Origin of the sequence: Specibacter sp. NPDC078692, from assembly GCF_040686835.1 — a bacterium.
Taxonomy (GTDB): Bacteria; Actinomycetota; Actinomycetes; order Actinomycetales; family Micrococcaceae; genus Specibacter.
The window spans coordinates 90,833-114,445 of sequence record NZ_JBFBLV010000008.1; the positions used below are offsets into that span (position 1 = coordinate 90,833).

The following is a 23,613-nucleotide window of genomic DNA, read 5'->3' on the forward strand; positions in this document are numbered from 1 at the left end:
GTCTCAGGCACGGATCCGCACTCCTCGTGGCGAGCTGTACGCCCCCGAGGCGAGCATTGCTGCAGCCAGCGGGGTACCCAAAACCTCACCGCCGTTGACTTTTTCAATGGCCATCTTGTCGATCGCTCCGCGCTTGACCACATTGACCAGCGCCGTGCCAGCGAGCGAGACCAAGGATTCGTCGTCGCTGAAGCACAATAGCGTGCGGCCGCCGCGCTCCACGTAGAGGACCAGTGCGCCGTCGACCATCACCACCAAGGCGCCGGCCTTGCGTCCTGGCCGGTGCCCGGATTCCAGCGGAGGCCAGGGCAGAGCTGCGCCGTAGGGGTTGGCGGGATCGGTCGCGGCCAAGGCTAAAGCGTACGGTGGACGCGGGTTCAGCGATGCGTCCTCGCTGAAGGTGCGCAGCCGATCCACGGTGGCCGGCACGGCAAACTGCGCCGCGCCCAGATGCTCGATGAAGTAGCCGCGGCGGCACTTTCCGCTCTCCTCCAACCGGGCCAGCACCTTGTACATGAGGCCGAAACCGCCGGGAAGTCCGTGGTTCATGACGGAACCGCGCGTGACCACCCCATACCGGTCCAGAAACAACTCGGCGAGGGCGTGACTGCGCAGGGTGGTTTGAGCGCTGTCGGCTTCGGCGGCAGGCATCGTCAACAAACTCCAGCGCCCGGCGCCCATGGGTGGGGCGCCGCGCTGCACACCTGCAGCACGTCCCGGCAGGCGCCCATAACGGCCAGCGCGGGCAGGGCGCAGCCGCGAGGGCGGGGCCTTTTGCTTGTGCGCCGTATGCCCGCCGGATAGCAGGGCCCGGACCGGGGCGAAGGTGTCATTGCTGATGCGCCCAGCCCAGAACAGCTCCCACAGCGCGGCGATCATCTCGGTGTCGGAAGCCACCAGATCTGGGCCGTCGGCGGTCATTTCGCGCAGCTGGTGGAAGAAGTAGGCGCCGCCAGTGTGCAACGCTGCCATGATGCGTTCGTGAAATTCGGTGGGCGTGAAACCCTCCGCTGTTTGCAGTGTCAGATCCGCAGAATCCGCAATGTGGAGACTTAGCCAGCCATCATTTGAGCCCAACGATCCTGCACCTGAAACGAGCACTTCGCCGGTGGCCGTCAGCTCATCCAGCATGGCGGGGGAGTAATCGGCCACGCGCGCAGCCAGCACCAGCGGTTCCCACGCCGATGCCGGGATGGGCACGCCAGCCAGCTGATCCACCACCGTCAGCACACCGTCCAAACCACGCAGAGCAGGCGAGCCAGCGGCCGAGGTGACATGCTGCCAGGCTGGGAGGAACCGGGCAAAGGCTGCCGCGTCGACGGGCTCAACTTCGGCACGCAACGCCGCCAGCGATCTACTGCGCAACTGCCGCAGGACCTGAACGTCGCACCACTCACTGGCACCATTTTCGGCGTGCAGAGGCAAAAATTCACCTTCGGTGACGCGTCTGTCCGCCGCCAACCTGGCTAGCCCGGAATGGACGACGGCGACGCCGAGTCCCAGCCTCGCAGCCGCTTCCGCGGCGGTGAAGGGTCCGTGGGTGCGGGCGTAGCGGCCCAACAGGTCGCCGAGCGGATCGGCCACCGGTTCAATGAACGCCAGCGGAACACCCATGGGCAGCGGAATGCCGAGGGCATCGCGCAACCGTGCAGCGTCCTCAATGGCGGCGTACCGTTCCTGGCCTGCCATGTTCACCCGCAGTGCGCGGTTCGCAGCGCGCAGTCCCGATAGGTGAGCGGCGGCCAGCGCCAGATGAGGCGCGGAGGCCTGCTCGGACGGGGCCGCAGGATTCGATGAGCCCACAGGATCGGGCGAGGCCGCAGCGTCAGGGGAGTGCCCGGCGTCGGACGCTTCTTGGGGTTGGGGAACTTCGGGAAGCAGCCGGGCGGCAACCTCCGCAACGCTCAACGGGCCCAACAACCGGAGCAGATCCGCCACGCCTTCCAGGCCACGCACGCGGCGATCGGCGTCGCCACCAGCACCGGCTAGACGCTGCAGCTGGGCCGCGGTGGCGGCGATAACTGCCGGGTCAAGAAGTTCGCGCAGCTCAGCCCGGCCCAGCAGCTCATCCAGCAGCGCCGGGTCCAGGGAGAGAGCGGCGGCGCGGCGTTCGGCGAGCGGGGAATCGCCCTCGTACAGGAAGCTGGCCACGTAGCCGAACAGCAGAGACCGGGCGAAAGGCGACGGTTCATTCGTGGTGGTTTCCACGATCCGCAGCTCGCGCCTCTCGATCGAGGCAGCAATGTCCTTCAGCGCGGGGAGATCGTAAACGTCTTGCAGGCATTCGCGCACGGTTTCCAGCACGATCGGGAACTGCGGGTATTTGCGGGCAACATCGAGCAGTTGGGCCGAGCGTTGGCGCTGCTGCCATAGGGGTGAACGTTTGCCTGGATTCTGCCGGGGGAGCAGCAGTGCGCGGGCGGCACATTCGCGGAAACGGCTGGCAAACAGGGCAGAGCCGCCCACCTCGGCCGTGACGATCCCGTCCAGTTCTTCGGGGTCAAACATGAACAAGTCGGCGCCGGGTGGCTCGTCATCCATGAGGGGAACGCGCAGCACAATGCCGTCGTCGGAGGCCATGGCCGAGCCGTCCAGACCATAGCGTTCATGCAGGCGGGCGGCCACGGCCAATGCCCATGGCGCGTGAACCGGCATGCCGAAGGGACTGTGCAGCACCACGCGCCAATCGCCGAGCTCGTCGTGGAAGCGCTCAACCATGAGGGTTCTGTCATCGGGGACGGCTGTGGTGGCAGCCTTCTGCTCTTCCAAATACCCGAGCAGGTTGTTGGCAGCCCATTCATCCAAGCCCGTGGCTTCGCAGCGGGCCAGGGCCTTTTTGCGTGGGGCGGCGCTGACTTCACGGATGAAGGCACCCAGTGCACGGCCCAGTTCAACCGGGCGGCCCAGGGAATCACCCTTCCAGAACGGCAGCTTCCCCGGTTGGCCGAAGGCGGGGGAAACCAGAACCCGGTCAAAGGTGATGTCCTCGATCTTCCAGCTTGTGGCGCCGAGGGCAAAGACATCGCCCACCCGTGACTCGTAGACCATCTCCTCGTCGAGTTCGCCCACGCGCCGGCCGCCCTTGGCAGCCTTTCCTGCGCCGGCTTCTTCTGAACCAACAATGAAGACACCAAAGAGGCCGCGGTCCGGGATGGTTCCGCCGGAAGTGACGGCCAGCCGTTGCGCGCCGGGCCGCCCGGTGATGGTGCCAGCCGTGCGGTCCCACACGATGCGTGGGCGCAGTTCGGCAAATTCGTCCGAGGGGTAGCGTCCGGCTAGTAGGTCTAGGGTGGCGTCGAAGGCTGACCGCGGGAGGGCCGCAAAGGGTGCGCTGCGACGAACCGTCTCAAACCATTCCTCCACCCCGATGGCTTCCAGCGCCGTGGCCGCTACTGTCTGCTGCGCCAGGATGTCCAAGGGATTGGCCGGGATGGACAGTGGCTCGATTTCGCCAGCCAGCATCCGCTCTACCGTGACCGCCGAATGCAGCAAGTCCGCACGGTGTTTGGGGAACAGCAGGCCTTCGGAAATCTCGCCCACCTGGTGCCCGGCGCGCCCCACCCGCTGCAGCCCGCTAGCTACCGACGGCGGTGACTCCACCTGGATCACCAAGTCCACGGCACCCATATCGATGCCTAATTCCAGGCTCGACGTGGCCACCACAGCGCGCAGCCGCCCGGACTTTAGATCGTCCTCAATCAGTGCCCGCTGCTCCTTGGACACCGAGCCGTGGTGCGCCTTGGCCAGGACGTTGGGGGCACCCGCAACAGCCCCGGCTTGGGCCATCATTTCCGCCGGCAGCCTGGTGGGGGACGAGGTGGGGGACGGTGCGGTCCGCCACGGATCGGGGGAGGAGGGTGCGGCGTCGGACGTCGGAGAAGACGCAGCGGAGGCCTCCAGCTCGGCCAGTTCCAGCCGCTCAAGGTAGATCTCGTTGAGTCGCCCGGTCAGCCGTTCAGCCAGACGGCGGGAGTTGGCGAAGATGATGGTGGACTTTTTGGCCAGGACGGCATCCACGATCTTTTCTTCCACATGAGGCCAAATTGAGGCGTTCGGCTGCAGCCCGGAGGCTGGACCCAGATCGTGAGCGGCGGCGAGTGCGGGCAATTCCGTCATATCCGCGACCGGGACTGTGACGCCCAGGTTCCAGGTTTTGGTACTGGCCGGGGCAACGATGGTGACAGGGGCCTGCCCGCCCAAGAAGCGGGCCACGGTGGAATGTGGCTCCACAGTGGCGGACAGTCCGATGCGTTGAGCCGGGGTTTCCAGCAGGGCATCGAGGCGCTCAAGGGATACGGCCAGGTGGGCGCCGCGCTTTGTGCCGGCGACGGCGTGGACCTCGTCGATGATGATGGTGTGGACGTGGCTCAGCGTCTCGCGTGCTTTGGAAGTCAGCATCAAATAGAGGGACTCGGGCGTGGTGATGAGGATATCCGGCGGATGGCTGAGCAGGCGGCGGCGCTCATTGGCAGGGGTGTCACCGGAGCGTACTCCGACGCTGACGTGTGGGGCGTCCAAGCCAAGCCGGGCAGCCGTTTGCGTGATGCCAATAAGCGGAGCGCGTAGGTTCCGTTCCACGTCCACGCCCAAGGCCTTCAAAGGGGAGATGTACAGGACGCTGGTGCCCTGCTTGGGTGCTGCGGCAGTAGATTCCGGGGAACTGCTTCTAGCAATGAGTCCATCCAAGGCCCATAAGAAGGCGGCCAAGGTTTTGCCGGAACCTGTGGGTGCCACCACCAAGGAGTGAGCCCCGTTGGATACGGCGTCCCACGCACCAGCTTGGGCCGGAGTGGGCGTGCCAAAGGCGCCCAGAAACCACTCGCGGGTCGGTTCCGCGAACTGGCTCATTGCGCTCATCTGGGTTGTTGCATCCACGGCTCCATCATGCCGCATGGCACTGACATTGCGTGCCTGAGCTGCTGAAAAAGTGATGAGGAAGTGATGAGAAAGTGATGGGAAGGACTGTTCCCGGGTGAAAAATATCTGACGAATTGTTTTCTGGTTCAGCAGTGTCGTTGCCGCGCGGTAATCTATCGGTAGGAGCGGCAACGATTGCCGAGGCCGGTCCGTTCTTTGCAACGTGTCTGCTTGTGCTCCTGCGAGAGAAGATTTTGGGGAGGTCAAGGGACAGTGCACACACGGCATGTGGGGAACAACTGGGTTCCCTTAGTGGGGTTGGCACTACTCTTTTTGATCTCTGGGGCCATCAGTATGGTGGCCGATCGCGGTAACGGAGCTGACGCTGGCTTCTTTGCGGCTGGCACCCTTTTGGTGGGGGCATTAAGCGCTGCCTGGCTGTGGAAGCACCCCTCTTGGTGGATTGCTCCGCGTAACCACTACCTATACCTTGCCGGAGGGACAGTCGTGGGCGTCATGCTGTCCGCCCTCCTGCCATTCCTCAATGGGGCTGGGCCCTGGGTTGTACTGGGCGCGGCTATTGTGATCTACGGATATTTTGAACGCTTGCGGCTTCTTATGACAGTCGGATCGGGTGTGATGTTGACGGGCCTGTTGGTTACCTTGATCCGCGCCGATATTTGGGGCGGTGCGTTGCACTTGATGACCACAGTCATTCTGGCCATCGGCGCTAACCGGTTGCATATCTTGCGCCACGGACGGCGCCGGGAAGCGGCCGACAGCGAGCCGGACTTCATCGGCACCTTCGAGGAGTTCGACCGCGATGAGGCGCTCCGTCCCTAATGCCCTAATGCGAAATTCGAAGAGCTGCCGCAACGGCACGCAATTCATAGCCTAGCGAGGGCCTCGATCCTGGCTTTAGCCATCACCAGCGCGGTGTTTGGAGCCACGTGGTTGTCCCTGAATTTACGCCGCTGCGCAAGGCGTTTAACGGGCTATCAAGCGGTGTAGGCTGCGGTGAATACTTTGTGGACGTCCTCGAACCACCGGCCCTGTCTAGGCCTGTCTCAGTTTGCATGGTTTATGGGTGATGCTTTTGACAGGTATTTTCTTTCGATATAAAACTAATGAATGAATTCTGACTCCTCCTACACGCAGTTGCATCGCGGTGGCACCTCAGTGATTGTTGACTTGAGCACCGCAGGCCTCCCTACGATCATCCATTGGGGGCCGGCAACAGGTGTTCTTTCCCCGGCCGAGCTCAGCTCCCTGGCCGTGGCCGCCCGCCCCCAACGCGTATCCGGGGGTATTGATGTTCCCGCGCGATTGACACTCCTGCCCCAAGAAACCTTCGGCTGGCAGGGCTCGCCAGCGCTTCAGGGGCAGCGGTCTCGACGCGGATGGGGCGCTGCGCTAAGCACCGTATCGACTGTTGCCGACAGTTCCAGCGTCACCATTACCGCGGAAGACTCGGCAGCTGAACTGAGCATGGTCACCGAACTATCCCTCACCGCGGCCGGCGTGCTCCGACAGCGCCACACACTGACAAACACCGGAAGTACCGAGTACGAACTGCATAGGCTCGACACCATCTTCCCGCTACCGGCTAGCGCCACCACGGTGCAAGACTTCACCGGGCGGCACCTCAAGGAACGCAGCAGTCAACAGCGCCCGTTGACGGTCGGCGCGCATGTTCGAGAAAGCCGACGCGGGCGCCCCGGCGCTGATGCCACGCTGCTCATGCTTGCGGGCACGGACGGAATGGGGCATCGCAGCGGACTTGTTCACGGCGTCCACACGGCTTGGAGCGGCAACCATCGATTCAGCGCTGAACGCACCATCACCAGCGATCGCTTCCTCAGCGCCGGCGAGCTGCTGCTGCCTGGCGAAGTGGTGCTTGCTCCGGGTGAGAAGTACTCAACCCCGTGGTCGCTGGGTTCTTGGGGCAGCGGATTGGACCAACTTGCCTCCCGGTTCCACGAGGACTTGCGTGCCCGCCCACAGCATCCTGCCCGGCCCCGACCCGTCACCCTCAACACTTGGGAGGCCGTCTACTTTGACCATAACCTCGAGACGTTGAAAACGCTTGCCAACAAGGCGGCCGCCATCGGCGTGGAGCGATTTGTGCTCGACGACGGCTGGTTCCTTGGCCGCCGCGATGACACCGCCGGTTTGGGCGACTGGTTTGTTGACCCCGCGGTGTGGGCCGATGGGCTGGGGCCCATCATCAACCATGTTCACGACCTCGGCATGGAATTCGGGCTCTGGTTTGAACCCGAAATGGTCAACCCCGACAGCGAACTGGCGCGCAACCACCCCGACTGGATTCTGCACACCGAGGGCCGATGGCCGGTCAGTGCGCGCCAGCAACAGGTACTCAACCTGGCCAATCCAGAGTGCTTCGACTACCTCTTGGGCCGCCTTGACGCCATTTTGAGCGAATACCCCATCAGCTACATCAAATGGGACCACAACCGTGACTTGCTGGAAGCCGTCGACCCGCGCACCGGCCACCCCGCTGTCAGGAATACCACTCTGGCTCTCTACAGGCTGCTGGGTGAACTGAAAAGCCGTCACCCGAGCCTGGAAGTTGAAAGCTGCGCCTCTGGCGGGGCCCGAGTAGATCTGGGCATTCTCGATTACACCGACAGGATCTGGACCAGCGACTGCATCGACCCGATCGAACGGCTCGACAACCAGGCCAACACCGGCCTATTGGTCCCCTACGAGCTGATGGGAGCCCACATCGGCGGGCCCGAATCACACTCGACCCGTCGCCGACACAGCCTAGGATTCATGGCGCGCACCGCCATCTTCGGCCATTTTGGCATCGAATGGAACATTGCCGACATCGACGCAGAGCAAACAGCAGAACTTACCGAGTGGGTCCAGTTCCACAAGGCCCACCGTGGACTTTTCCACACGGGCGTCTCAGTTCACGCCGATCTCCCGGACCCTGCTATGGATCTGCGCGGCGTCGTTGCGCAAGACGGTGGGCGAGCAATTTTTGCTCTGACCCAAAGAGAAGCCTCCATCAGCTACCCGTCCGGTCGTATCACTGTGCCGGGTCTGGTGCCGGATGTGAAATATCGACTCAGTTTGTCGCACCCACTTGACGAGGAACTGAGCAATGGCCAGTCACCGCTGGAATGGCCCCTAAACGAGTGCGTGCTCTCTGGATCCGTACTGGAGACTGTGGGCATTCAAGCGCCGGTGCTTTTCCCTGAGCAATCCGTGCTCATCATGTTCACAAGCATCGAATCCGACGACGTATAGCGCCAACGCGTTACACAGTACGAAGGATCCGGAGTACAGAACTACCGCTGGAGTAGGCTCCCCAGCTGTTTGACGCATGTCCCAATTTCGTGATGCCCTGCCTCAACTTAGTTGACGTAAATCGTCGAATCTCTGATGTTTGAGGACCGGCCCCATTTGGGTACCGGAGAATTGTCACCATCAAAATTCAACGACCGTTATTGGTCATGAGGAAGCAGCCTTGCCATCAGGGTTGCTTCCTCATGACCAATAACCAGGTTGTATTCGGCTTCAGCCACAACGAGAGGAGGGACAGCCCCGCAAGGGGAACCCTGACCGGACAGTACAAAGCAGGCGGCAGGCCGCCGCTGGATTTCCGGGACTGAACTTCCAGCGGAGCTAGATAACATCCCCAAAGGGTCCGGCAGCATCGGAGGGAACTATCTCCTTCCGCATGGAAACTGAGATGGCCAGAAACACTATCCCAGCGACCAGCACGATAACAGCAACACCAAGTAGGCCAACATCACCTGGGGTTCCTGGGCAGCCCATAATGTTGTCAGCCTCCGGACAGGACCTCCACGGTCCGAGGTACACCAAAGGAACACCTGCAACTGATACAAGCACCAGCAGAATCCCCAATGTCGCGTACACAGTCTTTCTGCAAGCTCTCATAGTTCATCCAAGCACGGCGAGACTGCCCTCTTCATCCGCCCGTAGGGGGAAGACTGGCTGGGGAGTCTTTTGCTGAGCGGCGCTGATTCCTGCCGTGTTCCAGGAATAGTCGGGACGGGCCCTCGGCTAGCGGCGAGTGAATGCCTCGTCGTGCCAGTACGCGGCCTGTGCCGCCGTGCGCCGCAGAATCGCGTCGGCGGAGTCCGGCGCAGGCCACAGCATCAGCTCGTAGGAGTCGGGCGCGGGATGCTCGGCATTGGCATTGGACTGCGCGTGGCCGGCGTCCATGCCCCGAGCGTTCCACCGAACCCGGTAGCTGGGGGCGGGCAGATCGAAGCGCACAACCGGGTCCTCCGCCCAGCCAGCGAACGCGGCCTCGCCCGCAGGGACAAGGCCCGCCTCGACCACTTCCTCCCACTCGCCGAGGCCGGGCGCGTCGTCCCATAGACTGACTCGCACTGGTACCCAGCCGGTGTGCGTCCCCGTGATGGGGAACAGCGCCCCGGGGACCGTCGCCCCACACAGCCCGTTCACCTGACCGATGAACGCGACATTGGGGATTGGCGGCTCGACTATCCCTGTTGTCAGCGTCATCTGCGCATACGACGTGAACACGAGGCCATCAAAGAGCACACGCATGGGTCTCATCCTTCCCCGACGCCCTGAGCCGCTGGCCACAAACCAAACGGCGAGTGGGACCGGCTATCGCTGGGCAACGTCGTTGGCGAGATATGTCGCTGCTTTTAGCGTGAGGCGGGGTTGGGCCGCACGAAGGCATCTTATTGCCAGGACACTATGGCCTGCTGGATCTACTCCAGCTTCGTCAAGAATTTTCTTCGCCCATTCGCGTGCAACCGGTGGCGGCCCGGCTAGGTTTGATGATCCGCCAAAGATGCTCTTCAACCGCAGTCGAGGATCTTCTTTGTCGCCGAAGACTTTTGCTGCTAGTTCGCTCTGCATTGTTCCATCCTGTCACCCTGCCTTTTGTAGAGTCTAAGCAAAGATCAAGCCCGCCTGGCTTAATACCCGTGCTCCGTATCCGGGGCGGTATGTCCAACGCCTAGGGTCGGCCGTAGGAACGTGTCACGAAATTGAGAACTTCTGTAATCTGGGCACAGGCACAGGCACAGGCGTCGTCGCAGGTCAGCATGTTTCTCTGGTGACAGCCAGCTCAGGTTCCTACTGCAAGGCGTTGAGGGGGCCATAAGCCCAGCTCTCAACGCCGCTGGTAGGTGGGGCGGATCAGACTGATTCGCGCCAGACGATGGACGTTTCCAAATACACGCCGTCGCGGTTTATCTCCCGACCCTTAATTTGGGCCAAGACCAGCTCCGCTGCACAGGATCCCAGCTCTGAAGCGGGTTGATGGACAGTGGATAGTGGGGGATTGGTGCGCTTCGCCCAGCTACTGTCATCGAAGCCGATCAAAGCCACATCGTCGGGCACTCGGTGCCCTGTTTGCTGAAGGATACTCAGAGCTCCCGCAGCCACGGCGTCAGAGGAGGCGAAGACGCCGTCGATCGTGGGACATGCTGCAAGAAGTTCACGCATGCCCGCAGTTCCAGCATCGAAGGAGAAACGGTCTACTTTGGCGACCAGCTCTGGGCGATAGCTTGAACCCAGGGCATCTTTAAAGCCCTCCAGACGGTCGGCTCCGGATGCCCTGTCCAAGGCGGAAGCGATCATGCCGATCTGGGTCCTCCCGGATGCCATGAGTTTTGCCGTAATTTCTGCCGCTGCTTGCCTGTTGTTGATCGAGACAAAAGGAAGCGGACGGTGATTGGGTGGGGGGCCTACGAACGCCGATGGCAGTCCGAGGTTTTCAATGATCTCCGTGATGTGGTCATTTTCTCGAGCCGAAACAACAATGGCCCCATCGATGGAGCCGCCATTGAGGTACTGGCCCACGCGGGTTTCGTCCCGTTCGGAATCGATGATCAAGCACACCATTTGGTATCCGGCTTGCGAGAGTACAGTGTTCGCGCCGAGGATGATCGACCCTAAATTTGGATCCTCAAGAAATAACGAATGTGGCTCGTGAATCAGCAGGCCCACAGCCTGTGAGCGTTGTCGCACCAGGTTCCTGGCTGCCGTGTTGGGGACATAACCCACGGCCTTGATAGCCTTATCGATGGCTTCCCGGGCCTCGGCAGAAACGTACCGTTCGCCGTTGAGTACCCGGCTGACCGTTCCTCGCGAAATGCCTGCAACTGTTGCAACATCCAGAATGGTTGCGCGCTTTTTTCTGCTAGGTAGAGGAGCCATTCCTTTACCTTACCGGGCTAAAGCAGGGCTGGGCGCATGGCGGAGACTTGACAGCGCTGTGACGCCAGCCATACTCTGTGTACGTTCACAGAAAATTCGACCTCGTTTGAAAATCTGTTTTCTGTGAACGTACACAGAGCGGTGTAAGTTGCCGCTGAATGACCAGTAGGCAACACCTCAGTAAGGATTTACATGAACAGCTCGCTAGCGGGGCAGCCGCGTCCAATCATTGAATTGGATTCCGGCATGGCCTTTGGGTGCGACTACAACCCGGAACAATGGGATCCGGAAGTCTGGGCACAAGACGCTACCGCCATGCAGCAGGCCGGAGTCAACTTTGTTGCCATCAACATTTTCGGCTGGTCTCACCTAGAGCCACGCGAAGGCGAGTACGACTTCAGCAATCTTGATGCCATCATCGAGCTCCTGCACGAACACGGGATCCGCATCAACCTAGCGACGGCTACCGCTTCTCCGCCGCCGTGGCTGACAACCACCTATCCGCAGGTACTTCCCGTCGTGGAAGATGGCACCAAGCGGTACCCGGGCGGCAGGCAAGCATTTTGCCCCAGTTCACCCATCTACCGGCACCATGCGGCACTCTTGGTGGAAAAAGTAGCCCAACGCTACGGCAACCATCCCGCCGTCGCACTGTGGCATGTTTCAAATGAGATTGGCTGCCACAACGCCCATTGCTACTGCGAAACCTCCTCCATCGCGTTCCGTGCCTGGCTGATGGAACGGTACGAGAGCATTGAAAACCTCAACACCGCGTGGGGCACTGATTTTTGGAGCCAGCGGGTGTCGGACTGGAGCGAGATCTTCACGCCGCGGCTTACCCTCTCCAGCCGCAACCCGGGCCAAAGCATGGACTTTCGACGTTTTAGCAGCGATGCACTGCTGAAAAACTACCGTCTGGAAGCGGACATCATTCGCCGGCACAGCGACGTCCCGGTGACGACAAATTTTATGGTGACCGCACACATTCGCAACATGGATTATTTCTCGTGGACTGCGGACATGGACATCATTGCCAACGATCACTACTTGGATCACAGACTGGGCGAGCCGACCACTGAGCTCTCGTTTGCAGCAGACCTCACGAGGGGCCTCGCCAAGAACGATCCATGGATTCTCATGGAGCACTCCACCGGCTCCGTCAACTGGCAACCGCACAACCCGGCCAAAACGCCCGGGGAAATGATGCGCAACTCCTTGGCTCACGTCGCCCGCGGCGCCGACGGCGTCTGCTTCTTCCAGTGGCGAGCCTCGCTGCAGGGATCTGAAAAGTTCCACTCCGCACTCATGCCCCATGCCGGCGAGGACTCTGAACTGTGGCGTGACGTTCTCGCACTCGGGAAGACCGTTGCGAGTTTGGCTGAGGTAGTTGGCACACGGGTTGAATCCACTGTGGCCTTCATTTTCAGTTGGGAATCGTGGTGGGCAGTTGATGCAGAGACTCGCCCGTCTGAATCTGTTTCCTATTTGGAGCAGGCTCATGCAATTTATGCCGCGATACATGCCCTCGGGACCACCGTGACCATGGTTGCTCCGGGATCAGATCTCAGCGGCTACGACCTTGTCATTGTCCCCACGCTGTATATGGTTTCCGATGACCATGCCGGTGTAATCAATGATTATGTCCGCAATGGCGGGCACGCAGTAGTCACCTTCTACAGCGGAATCGTTGACGAAGAAGACCGGGTACGTACCGGCGGCTACCCGGGTGCTTTCCGGGAGATGTTGGGGATCCGAACCGAAGAATTTTCGCCACTCCTGCCCGATCAGGTGCTCGAACTTTCCGATGGCCGGACGTCCTCGCTCTGGACTGAGCGGACCACCTTGCAAGGTGCCACCGCCGTTTCCAGCTATGTTGACGGGCCCATGCCCGGCGGTCCGGCAGTCACCTGCAATGACTTTGGGCAGGGGCGCGCCTGGTACATCGGCACCGCCTTGGATCAGGACGGATTGCTGCACGTGGTCCGTACCGCGCTGGAGGGTGCAGGGGTGAAGCCGGTAGCCGCAGAAGCGGATGCCAGCTTGGAAATGGTTCGCCGCTCAGCTGCCAACGCTTCTTTCCTGTTCGTCATCAACCACGGCCAGCAAGACCGGAGCCTGTCCAGCGCAGGCTACGAGATCATCACAGAAACCACGGTTTCTCAGTCACTCATTGTTCCTGCCGGATCTGTGCGTGTAATACGAGAGGAAGTACTGCCATGAGCCGCACCAAACTGCTCAACGCCGAGCCAGCGGTCCTCGAAACGCGAAAGCCGAAGAACAAATTCAACAAAGCGATTGTGCTCTTCGTAGCACCCTTCGGTTTGCTCTTTGTACTCTTCTACCTCGCACCGATCACCTACGCTCTCTACCAATCATTCTTGAAGGTGGAACGGCAAGGAACCTTTGGGAAAGCCAAGGAAGTATTTGGTGGCTTCACCCAGTACATTGCCGTATTTCAAAATGGACCTTTCTGGGAATCCATAGGCCGGGTGTTTCTTTTCGGTGTTGTGCAGGTGCCGGTGATGCTGGGCTTGGCGTTGCTTTTTGCCCTGCTGTTGGACTCTCCCTTGGTCAGAGGAAAGAAGTTCTTCCGCCTGGCATTCTTCGTCCCCTACGCAGTACCTGGTGTCATCGCCGCCATCATGTGGGGATTCGTGTACTCCCCGAACCTGTCTCCCTTTACTCAAGTCACCAGCAACATTAACTTCCTGTCTGCGGATCTGGTGTTGTGGGCGATGGCGAATGTGGTGACCTGGGTGTTCGTGGGTTACAACATGCTCATCATCTACTCGGCGTTGCTGTCCATACCGACAGAAATTTATGAGGCCGCACGGCTCGACGGTGCAGGACAGCTGCGCATCGCTTTGTCCATCAAAATCCCGTTGGTGATTCCGGCCATCGTCATGACGGCCATCTTCTCCATCATCGGAACGCTCCAGCTGCTTGCAGAACCTCAGGTTTTCCGTACCTTCAGTTCTGCCGTCAACAGCACCTTCACCCCGAACCTTGCTGTCCTGACCACGTCCTCCATTCCCAACATCCACCTGGCCGCAGCGATGTCAGTAGTTCTTGCCTTGACTACCTTCGTGCTGTCCTTTGCGTTCCTCAAGTTCACTGCGCCGAAGGGAAAAGACAATGAGTAAGCCTTCAACTCGCCCTTCGAAGCTGAAGGACGCACCCTATGAGGCCTCTGTGCAGCCCTCAGGACCGCGCGGACCCCGCGAGAACCTGCTCCCTCGCTTCGGCGCCATGCTCATCATGGTGGTCTTCGCCTTCTACTTCCTCACACCGATCTGGTGGCTCTTTGTCTCCGCATCGAAATCCAAGGGGGAACTGACCAGTTCCAACCCGCTCTGGTTTGCCGAATTCAACCTCTTTGAAAACATTGGCAATGTCCTGACGTACCGGGACGGGATCTTTGTGCGATGGCTGGGCAACAGCGTCGCCTACGCTGGTGGTGGCGCTCTGATTGCGACGGTACTCGCTGGAATGTGCGGTTATGCACTGGCCAAGTACCGGTTCAAGGCTCGGGAACTGGTCTTCAACATCATCCTCGGCGGCGTACTGGTTCCAGCCACCGCGCTGGCACTGCCACTGTTTTTGATGTTCAGCCAAGTCAACGCCACCAACACCTTCTGGGCCGTGTTCCTGCCCAGCATTGTGAGCCCATTCGGCGTCTACCTGACACGCATTTACGCCGGGTCCAGTGTCCCTGACGAACTGATGGAAGCCGCACGGCTCGATGGTGCAAGTGAATTACGCACCTTCTTCAGTGTCTCCGTGAAGCTCATGTTCCCAGCCCTGGTCACAGTCTTCCTGTTCCAGTTCGTCGCCATCTGGAACAACTTCTTCCTCCCGTTGATCATGCTTCGCGATGAAGGAAACTTCCCTGTGACCCTTGGTCTCTTCACCTGGAACTCCCAGATCAACCAGATCCCCGAGCTGCGGATGTACGTGCTCGTTGGTGCCCTGTTGTCCATCATTCCGCTGATCATTGCCTTCTTGTTCCTGCAACGCTTCTGGCGAAGCGGACTGGGCGCTGGCTCAGTCAAATAGTTTTCACCCCCACATTTTCAGTCCATCACTATCAATCACTTCGAGGAAGAAATGAAACCACTAAAAAGCGCCATCGCAGTCGCAATGCTCTCAGCTATGGTCCTCACCGGATGTTCAAGTGCTGACACCACCGAGAACGCCGGTGCCGCGATCGATTGCACGCCCTCAGATGGTCCCGTGAACCTCTCCTTCACATCCTGGATCCCCGGGATTGAGAGCGTTGTTGACGTTTGGAACAAGGCCAACCCGGAGATCCAGGTCAAGGTGCAGACCGGCCCGAACGGAAACAGCGGAACGTACCAGAACTTCTTCAACCAGCTCAAGGCCGGCAACGCCCCTGACCTTGGCCAAGTAGAGTACGACGCTTTGCCGAACTTCCGCGTTCAGGACGGCCTGATGGACGTTGGCGCATGCCAGGACGTGGCCGATGCGCAGAGCGATTTCATTCCGTGGGCTTGGAACCAGGTCAGCTTTGGCGAAAAGGGATCCGCGTACGGAATCCCCCAGGACACCGGTCCCATGGCGCTGTTCTACCGCAGCGATCTGTTCACGAAGAACAACATTGCCATCCCCACCACCTGGGATGAGTTCGCAGCCGCCGCCGTCGAAGTACGCAAGACCGGCAGCTACATCACCAACTTCTCGCAAAACGATATCAACCAGTTCGCCGGCCTTGTGTGGCAGACCGGTGACAGCTGGTTCAAGAACGACGGCGACGCATGGAACGTCGAATTGACTGGCCCGGGCAGCACCTCCGTAGCCGAATACTGGCAGGACCTGATTGACCGCGACCTGGTCTCCAGCTACCCCGGCTGGACCTCTGAGTGGGACAACGCCTACAACACGGGCAAGGTATGGAGCTGGAACTCAGCAGTCTGGGGTGCAAACTCCATTGCCTCAGGTGCACCTGACACAGCTGGTTCCTGGAGCGTCGCACCCATGCCGCAGTGGAAGAAGGGCGATAACGACAGCGGTAACTGGGGCGGTTCATCAACGGTTGTCTTCACAGGCTCCGAGCACCCCTACGAAGCAACGAAGTTCGCTCTGTGGCTGAACACCTCAGCGGAATCACTGACCATGCTCAACGAGTCCGCGAATATCTACCCGGCCACAACCGCCGGTTTGGAACTTCCCTCGCTGAAGGAAGGCGTTGAATTCTATGGCGACCAGAAGATCTACGATGTCTTCGCTGCCGCCTCCACCCAGGTATCCAGCGATTTCCTCTGGGGCCCGACCATGACACAAACGTACAATAGCGTTTCAGATGGCTTCAAGGCTGCCGTCACCAGCAAGGGAACCCTTGTAGATTCCTTGAAGACTGCTCAGGAAGCAACCATCAAGGAACTGAAGACCCAATCGATCCCCGTGGCTGAGTAAGTGGCTGAGTAATCTCCGCCTTGATCTAGAACTTGATCTAGAACTTCGGTCTTAGACCAACGGGTTCAGACAGTTCTAAAAGTGACCTGTTGCTCCAGTGGAAATCCGCTGGAGCAACAGGTCACTTTGCGTAGCTGTGCAGGCTCCGAGAATCCGCGCGGTCCGGGGGAACAGAGCCGACGAAGCCGGACGGCTACGGCATGAAGGCCCCGATCGTGAGCAACTTGATGTCCGCGTTGCTGCACGCGGTCAAGGGGTGGGCGATCTCAAGGCTGTCGTAGGCGCTGGGCGGATAAACCAGCAGTGATTCCGCCTGCACACGCTGGCAGTTCTGGTAATTTCCCGCCTGCGTGTAGCGCAGCGTGGCACCCGCGCTTTGGCCCGGTGCCAGCGTGATGGGACCGTTCGACGGCGCCGCTGGATCACGATCCGCTGGTGCCCCGATAGCCTCGGTGCTGCCAGCGCTCACCATCGAGACGCCCGGGTAACCGTCCAGAATGCAATCGGTCGCGGAGGTATTCGTCACCGATAACGTCATATAAATATGTCCCGCAGCGCCGCCGCCTGTGTCATCGAGGGAACCCTTCAGCGATGCCGCCGGGCAGAGCACGGGGGTTTGCCCCGGCGGTGTGACCGGGGCGCTGCTTGGCGCGGACGACGGCGTTGCCTCCGTTGTAGAGGCAGTTGAACTTGCGCTGGGGCTGGCTGAGCTAGTGCTGCTGGTGCTCGTGTTACTGGGACTGGCCGAGGAGGGCAGATCTCCGGAATTATCTGGGCCACATGCCGCCAACGAGCCACCGAGTCCGAGCGCCACCGCTAGGACGAGTGCGGTTCTCCACGTGGGGCGATGGGTAGGGGATCGCTGTGCGTCAATGGTTCGCTGTGCGGTAGTCATGTCACCACTGTTCCGCTCATGGATTCCTGAGTCAACAGGCCCCGCCGCGGAGGCACGGTCCTATGAATAAGACCGTGCTTCCGCGGGGTAGTGCTTGCTGGCATGAGAGCTTTTGCTGCTACGCCTTTTTGGTGGTGCGCAAGAAGGCCAAGCCGCCCAAGATCAACCCGGCCAGCCCCGCACCCAAGCCAAGCCATGCGGGCCAGGAGGTGCCGGCGTCGTTCTTCTCAGAAGTATGAGAAGCAGAAGCGGAATCAGAACTGCTGCCGTGCCCGCCGTGCGCATCCCCGGCCACTGCCGCCGTGATGGTCATGGCCGGGGCGGGGGAATCCACCGAATCGTGGTCCGCGCCGGCGGCCGGAATCTCCTTCCAATCGGTCTGGCCCGTTTCACACTTCTGCAGGGTGGGAAAGTTCAGGGTGGTCCCGGCGGCGTCGGGCAGCTGGAGTGAGAGCGTGAAGGTGTCGCGCTCGTGATCAGCCAGCGGAGTCTTAGCCGTGTAGGTGATGGACTCGGTGCGCTCACTGATCTTGCTGCCGTTGGCTAAGGTGCGCGGGGTGTCCAGCTTCTGCGTGGCCGTACTGATAGTCCAGTTCGGGTTGACCGTGGGGGTGGCCGCGTTCAGCTCATCGGGCAAGGTGATGGTCACCGAGGTGGTGGAAGAACCCTCGCAACCGTGGCCTACGGCAAACGTGACAAGAGTGTAGGCGCCAGCGGCGGTTTCCGTGGGCGTGGCGCTGACGTGGGCCGAGGCGCTGCCCAGACCCATCAGCATCAAAGTGCCTGTGGCGCCGACGGCGAGGGTGGTCTTGAGGGGACGAGAAAAACGCATGGTGAGAACCTTTCGAACGCGCTGATGCGCAAGAGATACAGGGATGACACCCTGCGAAGTGCTCGAAGGGTGTTAGGCGAAAACTGCGGCCGAAAGGGGCGGTCCGCGGCGTGTATTTGGACGTAGATTGCGCCACGGCTGACGGGGCAGCGGGCGCGGGACCACGGTGGGACGTGTGGACTGGGTCGGGATGACTAGCACCGCGGCGGCGCGCTGGTACAGCGGACGCAGCCAGTTCGCAAGCGACCACAGAGCGTTCTCGCCGTAGGTCAGTAGGCCGGCAGCAGCTAGTGTTGCCGCGATGTGGGCCGCCCACATCCACAGGGAGAGCGGGCCGGAATGGCTTAGAGCTTCTAGCCCTGAGGAGGCCATGCCTGATGGCATGCCTGATGACATGGTTGATGACAGGTCCGGGGCCATCACGGTGGACAGCATGGCGGCGGCGTGTCCCTCGGCAGACATACCGTGGTGGCTCAGTGCCTGTGCTTGTGCCTGTGCACCCGTAACCGCAACGGCGTGGGCGCTGTGCGAGAGACTGTCAAAACTTTGGTGCAGAACCACCTGACTGCTGGCTAGCAGAGCGAGTATGGCAGGCAGATTCAGCTTGAACGTGGTGGCAACCGTGGAGCACAGAATATGCAGCGCCAAAATGGCTGCCAGAATGGGTGGGGCTGGCAATGTCCCGCCGGCCACCAGGTGAGCCGCGGCTGCCAGACCGAAGATGGTGGCGCCCACTAGTGTGGTTCGGAGCAGCCTAAAGGGTGCGTGTGGCACAGTGCTCCCTTCGAACTAGCTTACCGAGAAAATGCGGTGGGATGCATCGGCGAATGGGCCGCGGCAGTGGTGCCGGGTAGCCGGACCGTGAAAGTGGTAAGGCCGGGCACGCTGGTGACGCTCACAGTTCCATGATGTGCGCGCACAATGCCCTGCACAATACTCAAGCCCAGCCCAGTGCTGCCGGAGGCGCCGGTGCGGGCCTGATCCGCGCGGGAGAAACGGTCGAAGATGATGTTTTGGAAGTCCGAGTCGATGCCGGGTCCGGTGTCGCTGACCTCTAGGAGGCACCACCCATCAGGTGTGTGGGAGACGGCGGTGTGAACGGCTGTTCCGGACGGGGTGTGCTTGGCAGCATTGGACAGCAAGTTTAAGAGGATCTGCCGCAGGGCCTGGTCTTCGCCCAAAACCTCGACGGGTTCATCGGGCACGGTCAGTGTCCAAACATGATCGGGGGTGGCCACCTGGATATCGCGTACCGTCTCCATGACCAGCGGACTTAGATTGACCACGGTGGGGGCACCCATCAGTTTTCCGTTACGCGCAGCCCCCGAACCGTCTGCTCCTGGAACAGCTGCTCCTGAGCCGGCGGACCCTGGACCAGCCAATCCTGCTGCGGCTTCATCCAACCGGGCCAACGTCAGCAGATCCTCCACGAGTCGGCTCATGCGCACCGATTGATCCTGCACGCGGTCCAACGATGTTTGGCCGTCCGGGCTGAGCTGTTCGGTCATGGCCAGCAGTTCGGCATAGCCGCGGATGGCGGTCAGCGGGGTGCGCAGCTCATGGCTGGCATCGGCCACAAATCGGCGCAGTTTGGTCTCGCTGTGCTGCCGGGCTTCGAGCGCATGGGAGACGTTCTCCAACATGGCGTTGAATGCGTGCCCCACATTGCCCACCTCGGTGCCCGGATGGGCCGCCGCGTCCGGAACCCGGGCACCCAAGGTGACCTCTCCGGCGTCGAGCCTGAGCGTTGAAACCCGGGTGGCGGTGTCCGAAAGCTGCGCGAGTGGGCGCAAGCTGCGCCGGATGATGGCCGTCCCCGCCCAGCCCAGTGCCAGCAGTCCGGCCAGCGAGACCAGCACGATGGAGAGGACCAGGGTGGACAGCGTCTGCTCGGTGGCGGCGAGGGGCAGCCCGGTGATGAGGATGTCGCGGTTGGGAGCGGCTTGGGTCTGCAGCCGATATTCGCCGATGGACAGCGTTTTGGTGCTGAGTTCGCCGTTGGGGGAGAGCCCGGCCAGGATATCGGCGTCGGCGGTGGTGAGTTGTTGGCGTTCCCCCTTATCGGAAAGGATCGCCGCATAGTGGACGACGCCGTTGCTCAAGACCGCGCTCAACTGGCCTGCGCTGGTGGCTCGGGCGTTGAGCGGGTCCGGCAGGCTGGAGCCGTTTTGACTCGTGTAGAAGGAGACTGTGCGCCCGGACGCTTGCTGCAGGGAGGAGTCGAGCTGGCTCCGCACGGTCATGCTTAGAGCCGAGTAACTCACCATGCCCACCAGCACACAAATGACTGTGAGCAGGGCCAGCATGACGGCTACTAGGCGGGTGCTCAGATGCCAGCTGCTGGGGCGCAGAAGATTGCGCGTAATGCTGGTCATTGACATGGTTTGATCACATAGCCGGAGCCGCGGACGGTGTGCAGCATGGGTTCCTGCCCGGCGTCGATCTTCTTGCGCAGGTAGGAGATGTAGAGCTCCACAATGTTGCTTTGGCCGCCAAAGTTGTAGTTCCAGACGCGTTCCAGAATGCGGGCCTTGCTCACCACGTGGCGTGGGTTTTCCATCAGAAATTTCAGCAGTTCAAATTCGGTGGCGGTCAGATTGATGTCCACGCCGGCGCGCTGCACGGCCTTGGTGTCTTTGTTCAGGCTCAAGTCCCCTACTGTGAGGAGTCCGAAGTTGGGCGCCGTGATCCCGGAGCGTTGGACAATTCGGTGCAGCCGCAGCAGGACTTCCTTCATGCTGAAGGGCTTGCTGACGTAATCGTCGCCGCCGGATTGCAGACCGCTGACCTTGTCTGCGACGGCGTCTTTGGCAGTCAGGAACAGTGCGGGCACCTCGGGATAAATGGTGCGGATCCTTTGCAGAAGTTCGACGCCGTCCATCCCAGGCATCATGATATCCAGCACCAAAACGTCCGGGAAAAACTCGCGGGCGATCTTCAAGGCTTCAAAACCGTCGTTGGCGGTTCTGACTTCCCAGCCGGTGATTTCCAGTCCGCGGCGCATCAGATCGGCCAGCTCGGGTTCGTCATCCACTACCAGGGCGCGGATGGGCTCACCGTCGGCGCGCGTTAGCTTGGGCAGGGCGGCAGGGGCTGGAGCATCTGCCGGTGCGGCTACAGGCGCTACTGACGGGGTGGCTGCCAGGTTACCAGCCGGGGGAGCGGACGGAAAAGTCATGCTTCCATTCTCTGATACCGGCCCCAAGGTTCACTGTATGGACCCTGTGTGTTCTCTGTGCCCCTTTGGTCTAGGCTGACCTCACATCTGTCCAGATGCATTGTTGGTATCGGAAAAACTAGAGATCCGTTGGGGGCGTTATGAGTGGCAATTTTTCTGTGATGAGCAGTAAGAGTCGTTGGCGAGCATCAAAGTCATTTTGGATTACGGTGGCGATTTGGCTCCTGATTCTAGTTATCACTTTGCCGACAGCTGGTTTCATGAGCTGGCTGGTAGCTTTTGCTTTGTTCTTGGTTATTTCGGCACTCTATTCCCTTGTTACTGGCCGCCCATCATGGATGGGACTACCGCGCCGCAAAAGTGCGGGGGCTGCGGTTGGGGTAGGCCTAGTTACCTTGATAGCTGGAGCAATGATGCTGCCGGGTACGGAGCCGGCCCCTAGTGGCATTGTTCCGCTTGCAGAGATGACTGCAGCAGGGACAACTTCGCCTACTCCCTCAGCCAGCCCGACTCCTCGATACGTGCTGCTGGAAGACTGCTTTGACGACGGCAAATCTGTCCAGGAAGGCGCAGCAACCTTGGTGTGCACTCTCGACGATCAAGACGCACTCGTCTGGATGGGAGAGAGCGAGTCCACGACTCTGCTGGCGCAACGCGCTGAAGAGAAGCGTGTTGAGGCCAAGCGCGTTGCCGATGAAAAGGTGGCGGTTGAGAAAGCCGCCATGGAAAAGGTTGCTGCCGAAAAAGCTGCTGTGGAGGCGGCGGCCGTCGCGAAAGCCGCGGCCGATGACAGTGCACGTGTGGCTGCTGAAAAGGCAGCCCAGCAGGCAGCTCAAGAGGCAGCTCAAGAGGCCGCTCAGCCACAGGCCCCGGCGATACAGCCGCTCGTGGAGGCGCCGGCCGATGTCTCCTATCAAAACTGCACGGCAGTCAAAGATGCAGGGGCGGCACCACTGTATAGGAACCAGCCTGGCTACAGCACCAAGTTGGATCGCGATGGCGACGGCATAGCCTGCGAGAAGTAGTTCAAAGGTTGTTGCAACCGCAGCAACCAAAAAACGCCCATCGAATTATCGATGGGCGTTTTTGTGCGGTGCACGGCGTGATTACATGCCGAAAAAGATCAAGCCGCCAAAACCGGCAACGCCGATGATTACTGCGCCGATGCCGATGATGTTGCCAGCCATGTCACCGGAGGTGCTTTCAGAAGCATGTGCCGAAGTCTGTGTTTTTGTCTGAGTACCCAATGGTTTCCTTTGTTCGACGGCCCTATAGACCCGGGCCGGGGATCATCGTTGCCTTAGTGCCCCGCAGATGTGGTGCGCAACGAAACAAGCTCGCCGACGTCGTCGGACATCTCATCTTAGCAATTTCCTGTCGGGGCCCTAAGCCAAAGGCGGGGGATAGGCTTCTGGGGTGCTTGCGTGAGTAGAATTCTGACGGCAACCACCAACACTGCCGGTTTGGGGCAGAAGCTCAAGGGCCAGATGTCAAAGGAAAAAGCATCATCAGTGATAACCTCGGTGCCGCTGTCACGAGCAGGAAGCCACCCACTTCGCTCTCAGTTCAACGATGTAGTGGCTGAGTTAAAGAAGATGGGCTGCGATCGCGGTGACAAGCGTAGCCGCGGGGAGTGAGTCTGTGGTGGCAGTGTCAGTCGGTAAGCGTCGCCGGCGCCCAAACGGGCCACCCGGGTTCGCCCACAATCCGCCCGCGCTCGTATTCGGCGACGCGTCGGAATGGGCGTTTAGCGGAGCTGTTGTCGAAGAATTCGGCGCGGTCCGCAACCGAGCGCGCATCCGCGATCAGGTCCCACAGCCTCGCATGGCGTTCGCGGATCTTCTGCTCGGGCACGTCATGTCCGCCGTGCTGAACACGTTCGGCGACGCGATTCACGGCCGCATCGACGGGGAGGAGCAGCACGTGCAGATGCACAAGGTACCCCCGAAGGTGAGCTTCGCGGATCAGGCCGAGCTTGCTCGGGTGGCTGAACACCGTCTCGGTGATGAACGACTGCCCATCTGCCAGCAACTGTAAGCGTTCCTCGGCTGCGGCCCGGGATGCTTCGTAAGCATGCTTGACTTGGGCTTCCGGCCAGCGTTCGGCCGCAATGAGATCCGCGTTCACGAAAGGCAGGAGTGTCACCGGCTGGAGGATTCGCTCGACGTAGGTGGATTTTCCGGAGCCGTTCGGCCCGGCAACTAGGTGGAGGAGCGGCACCTG

Annotated in this window: 17 protein-coding genes; 7 read left to right on the top strand and 10 right to left on the bottom strand. The window is 60.8% G+C overall.

What is annotated here, in order from left to right:
- Window positions 1-3 precede the first annotated feature (3 nt).
- Window positions 4-4,857 carry a DEAD/DEAH box helicase gene (locus AB0O97_RS08105; RefSeq protein ID WP_363881674.1) on the bottom strand — a complete coding sequence of 1,618 codons (4,854 nt, stop codon included), beginning with the start codon at window positions 4,855-4,857 and terminating at the stop codon, window positions 4-6.
- A gap of 288 nt (window positions 4,858-5,145) precedes the next feature.
- Here AB0O97_RS08105 and AB0O97_RS08110 point away from each other — a divergent pair, with 288 nt between their 5' ends.
- Window positions 5,146-5,700, top strand: a complete 555-nt coding sequence (locus AB0O97_RS08110) for a hypothetical protein (protein WP_363881595.1) — start codon at window positions 5,146-5,148, stop codon at window positions 5,698-5,700.
- A gap of 288 nt (window positions 5,701-5,988) precedes the next feature.
- Window positions 5,989-8,133, top strand: a complete 2,145-nt coding sequence (locus tag AB0O97_RS08115; RefSeq protein WP_363881597.1) for an alpha-galactosidase — start codon at window positions 5,989-5,991, stop codon at window positions 8,131-8,133.
- A 780-nt stretch (window positions 8,134-8,913) separates the two neighbouring features.
- Here AB0O97_RS08115 and AB0O97_RS08120 read toward each other — a convergent pair.
- Both AB0O97_RS08120 and AB0O97_RS08125 read right to left on the bottom strand, forming a co-directional pair.
- On the bottom strand, window positions 8,914-9,426 hold the full coding sequence (locus AB0O97_RS08120) for a hypothetical protein (RefSeq protein ID WP_363881598.1): 513 nt from the start codon (window positions 9,424-9,426) through the stop codon (window positions 8,914-8,916).
- A gap of 603 nt (window positions 9,427-10,029) precedes the next feature.
- Entirely contained in the window at window positions 10,030-11,052 is a 1,023-nt protein-coding gene (locus AB0O97_RS08125; RefSeq protein ID WP_363881600.1) for a LacI family DNA-binding transcriptional regulator, read from the bottom strand.
- A gap of 192 nt (window positions 11,053-11,244) precedes the next feature.
- On the opposite strand from AB0O97_RS08125, the gene AB0O97_RS08130 reads away from it, so the two are divergent.
- From AB0O97_RS08130 to AB0O97_RS08145, 4 genes are read left to right on the top strand one after another with little or no spacing between them, the layout of a single operon-like run.
- A complete protein-coding gene (locus AB0O97_RS08130) occupies window positions 11,245-13,272 on the top strand; it encodes a beta-galactosidase (RefSeq protein WP_363881602.1) in 2,028 nt (675 codons plus the stop codon).
- Window positions 13,269-14,195, top strand: a complete 927-nt coding sequence (locus AB0O97_RS08135) for a sugar ABC transporter permease (RefSeq protein ID WP_363881604.1) — start codon at window positions 13,269-13,271, stop codon at window positions 14,193-14,195. The genes AB0O97_RS08130 and AB0O97_RS08135 overlap by 4 nt, the downstream gene beginning before the upstream one ends.
- On the top strand, window positions 14,188-15,108 hold the full coding sequence (locus AB0O97_RS08140; protein ID WP_363881605.1) for a carbohydrate ABC transporter permease: 921 nt from the start codon (window positions 14,188-14,190) through the stop codon (window positions 15,106-15,108). The genes AB0O97_RS08135 and AB0O97_RS08140 overlap by 8 nt, the downstream gene beginning before the upstream one ends.
- Before the next feature lie 51 nt (window positions 15,109-15,159).
- Window positions 15,160-16,485: a sugar ABC transporter substrate-binding protein gene (locus AB0O97_RS08145; RefSeq protein ID WP_363881607.1), complete on the top strand. Its 1,326-nt coding sequence runs from the start codon at window positions 15,160-15,162 to the stop codon at window positions 16,483-16,485.
- Window positions 16,486-16,678: 193 nt separating this feature from the next.
- Here the strand turns inward: AB0O97_RS08145 and AB0O97_RS08150 are convergent, their stop codons facing one another.
- The 5 genes from AB0O97_RS08150 to AB0O97_RS08170 form a co-directional block, all read right to left on the bottom strand.
- Entirely contained in the window at window positions 16,679-17,380 is a 702-nt protein-coding gene (locus tag AB0O97_RS08150; RefSeq protein WP_363881609.1) for a DUF4232 domain-containing protein, read from the bottom strand.
- A 118-nt stretch (window positions 17,381-17,498) separates the two neighbouring features.
- Entirely contained in the window at window positions 17,499-18,212 is a 714-nt protein-coding gene (locus AB0O97_RS08155; RefSeq protein WP_363841662.1) for a YcnI family protein, read from the bottom strand.
- Window positions 18,213-18,284: 72 nt separating this feature from the next.
- The gene (locus AB0O97_RS08160) at window positions 18,285-18,986 is read right to left on the bottom strand and encodes a hypothetical protein (protein ID WP_363881611.1); all 702 of its coding nucleotides are present in this window, start codon (window positions 18,984-18,986) and stop codon (window positions 18,285-18,287) included.
- Window positions 18,987-19,006: 20 nt separating this feature from the next.
- Window positions 19,007-20,587 (bottom strand): HAMP domain-containing sensor histidine kinase, encoded by a 1,581-nt coding sequence (locus AB0O97_RS08165; RefSeq protein WP_363881613.1) that lies wholly within the window; start codon window positions 20,585-20,587, stop codon window positions 19,007-19,009.
- Complete coding sequence (locus tag AB0O97_RS08170; RefSeq protein ID WP_363841653.1) at window positions 20,584-21,390, bottom strand: response regulator transcription factor; 807 nt, start codon at window positions 21,388-21,390, stop codon at window positions 20,584-20,586. The genes AB0O97_RS08165 and AB0O97_RS08170 overlap by 4 nt, the downstream gene beginning before the upstream one ends.
- Window positions 21,391-21,854: 464 nt before the next feature.
- Between AB0O97_RS08170 and AB0O97_RS08175 the strand changes: the two genes are divergently transcribed.
- Complete coding sequence (locus AB0O97_RS08175; protein WP_363881615.1) at window positions 21,855-22,415, top strand: excalibur calcium-binding domain-containing protein; 561 nt, start codon at window positions 21,855-21,857, stop codon at window positions 22,413-22,415.
- Window positions 22,416-22,496: 81 nt separating this feature from the next.
- Here the strand turns inward: AB0O97_RS08175 and AB0O97_RS08180 are convergent, their stop codons facing one another.
- Both AB0O97_RS08180 and AB0O97_RS08185 read right to left on the bottom strand, forming a co-directional pair.
- Window positions 22,497-22,637: a hypothetical protein gene (locus AB0O97_RS08180; RefSeq protein WP_363841648.1), complete on the bottom strand. Its 141-nt coding sequence runs from the start codon at window positions 22,635-22,637 to the stop codon at window positions 22,497-22,499.
- A gap of 406 nt (window positions 22,638-23,043) precedes the next feature.
- Window positions 23,044-23,610 (bottom strand): AAA family ATPase, encoded by a 567-nt coding sequence (locus AB0O97_RS08185; RefSeq protein ID WP_363881617.1) that lies wholly within the window; start codon window positions 23,608-23,610, stop codon window positions 23,044-23,046.
- Between the last annotated feature and the right edge of the window lie 3 nt (window positions 23,611-23,613).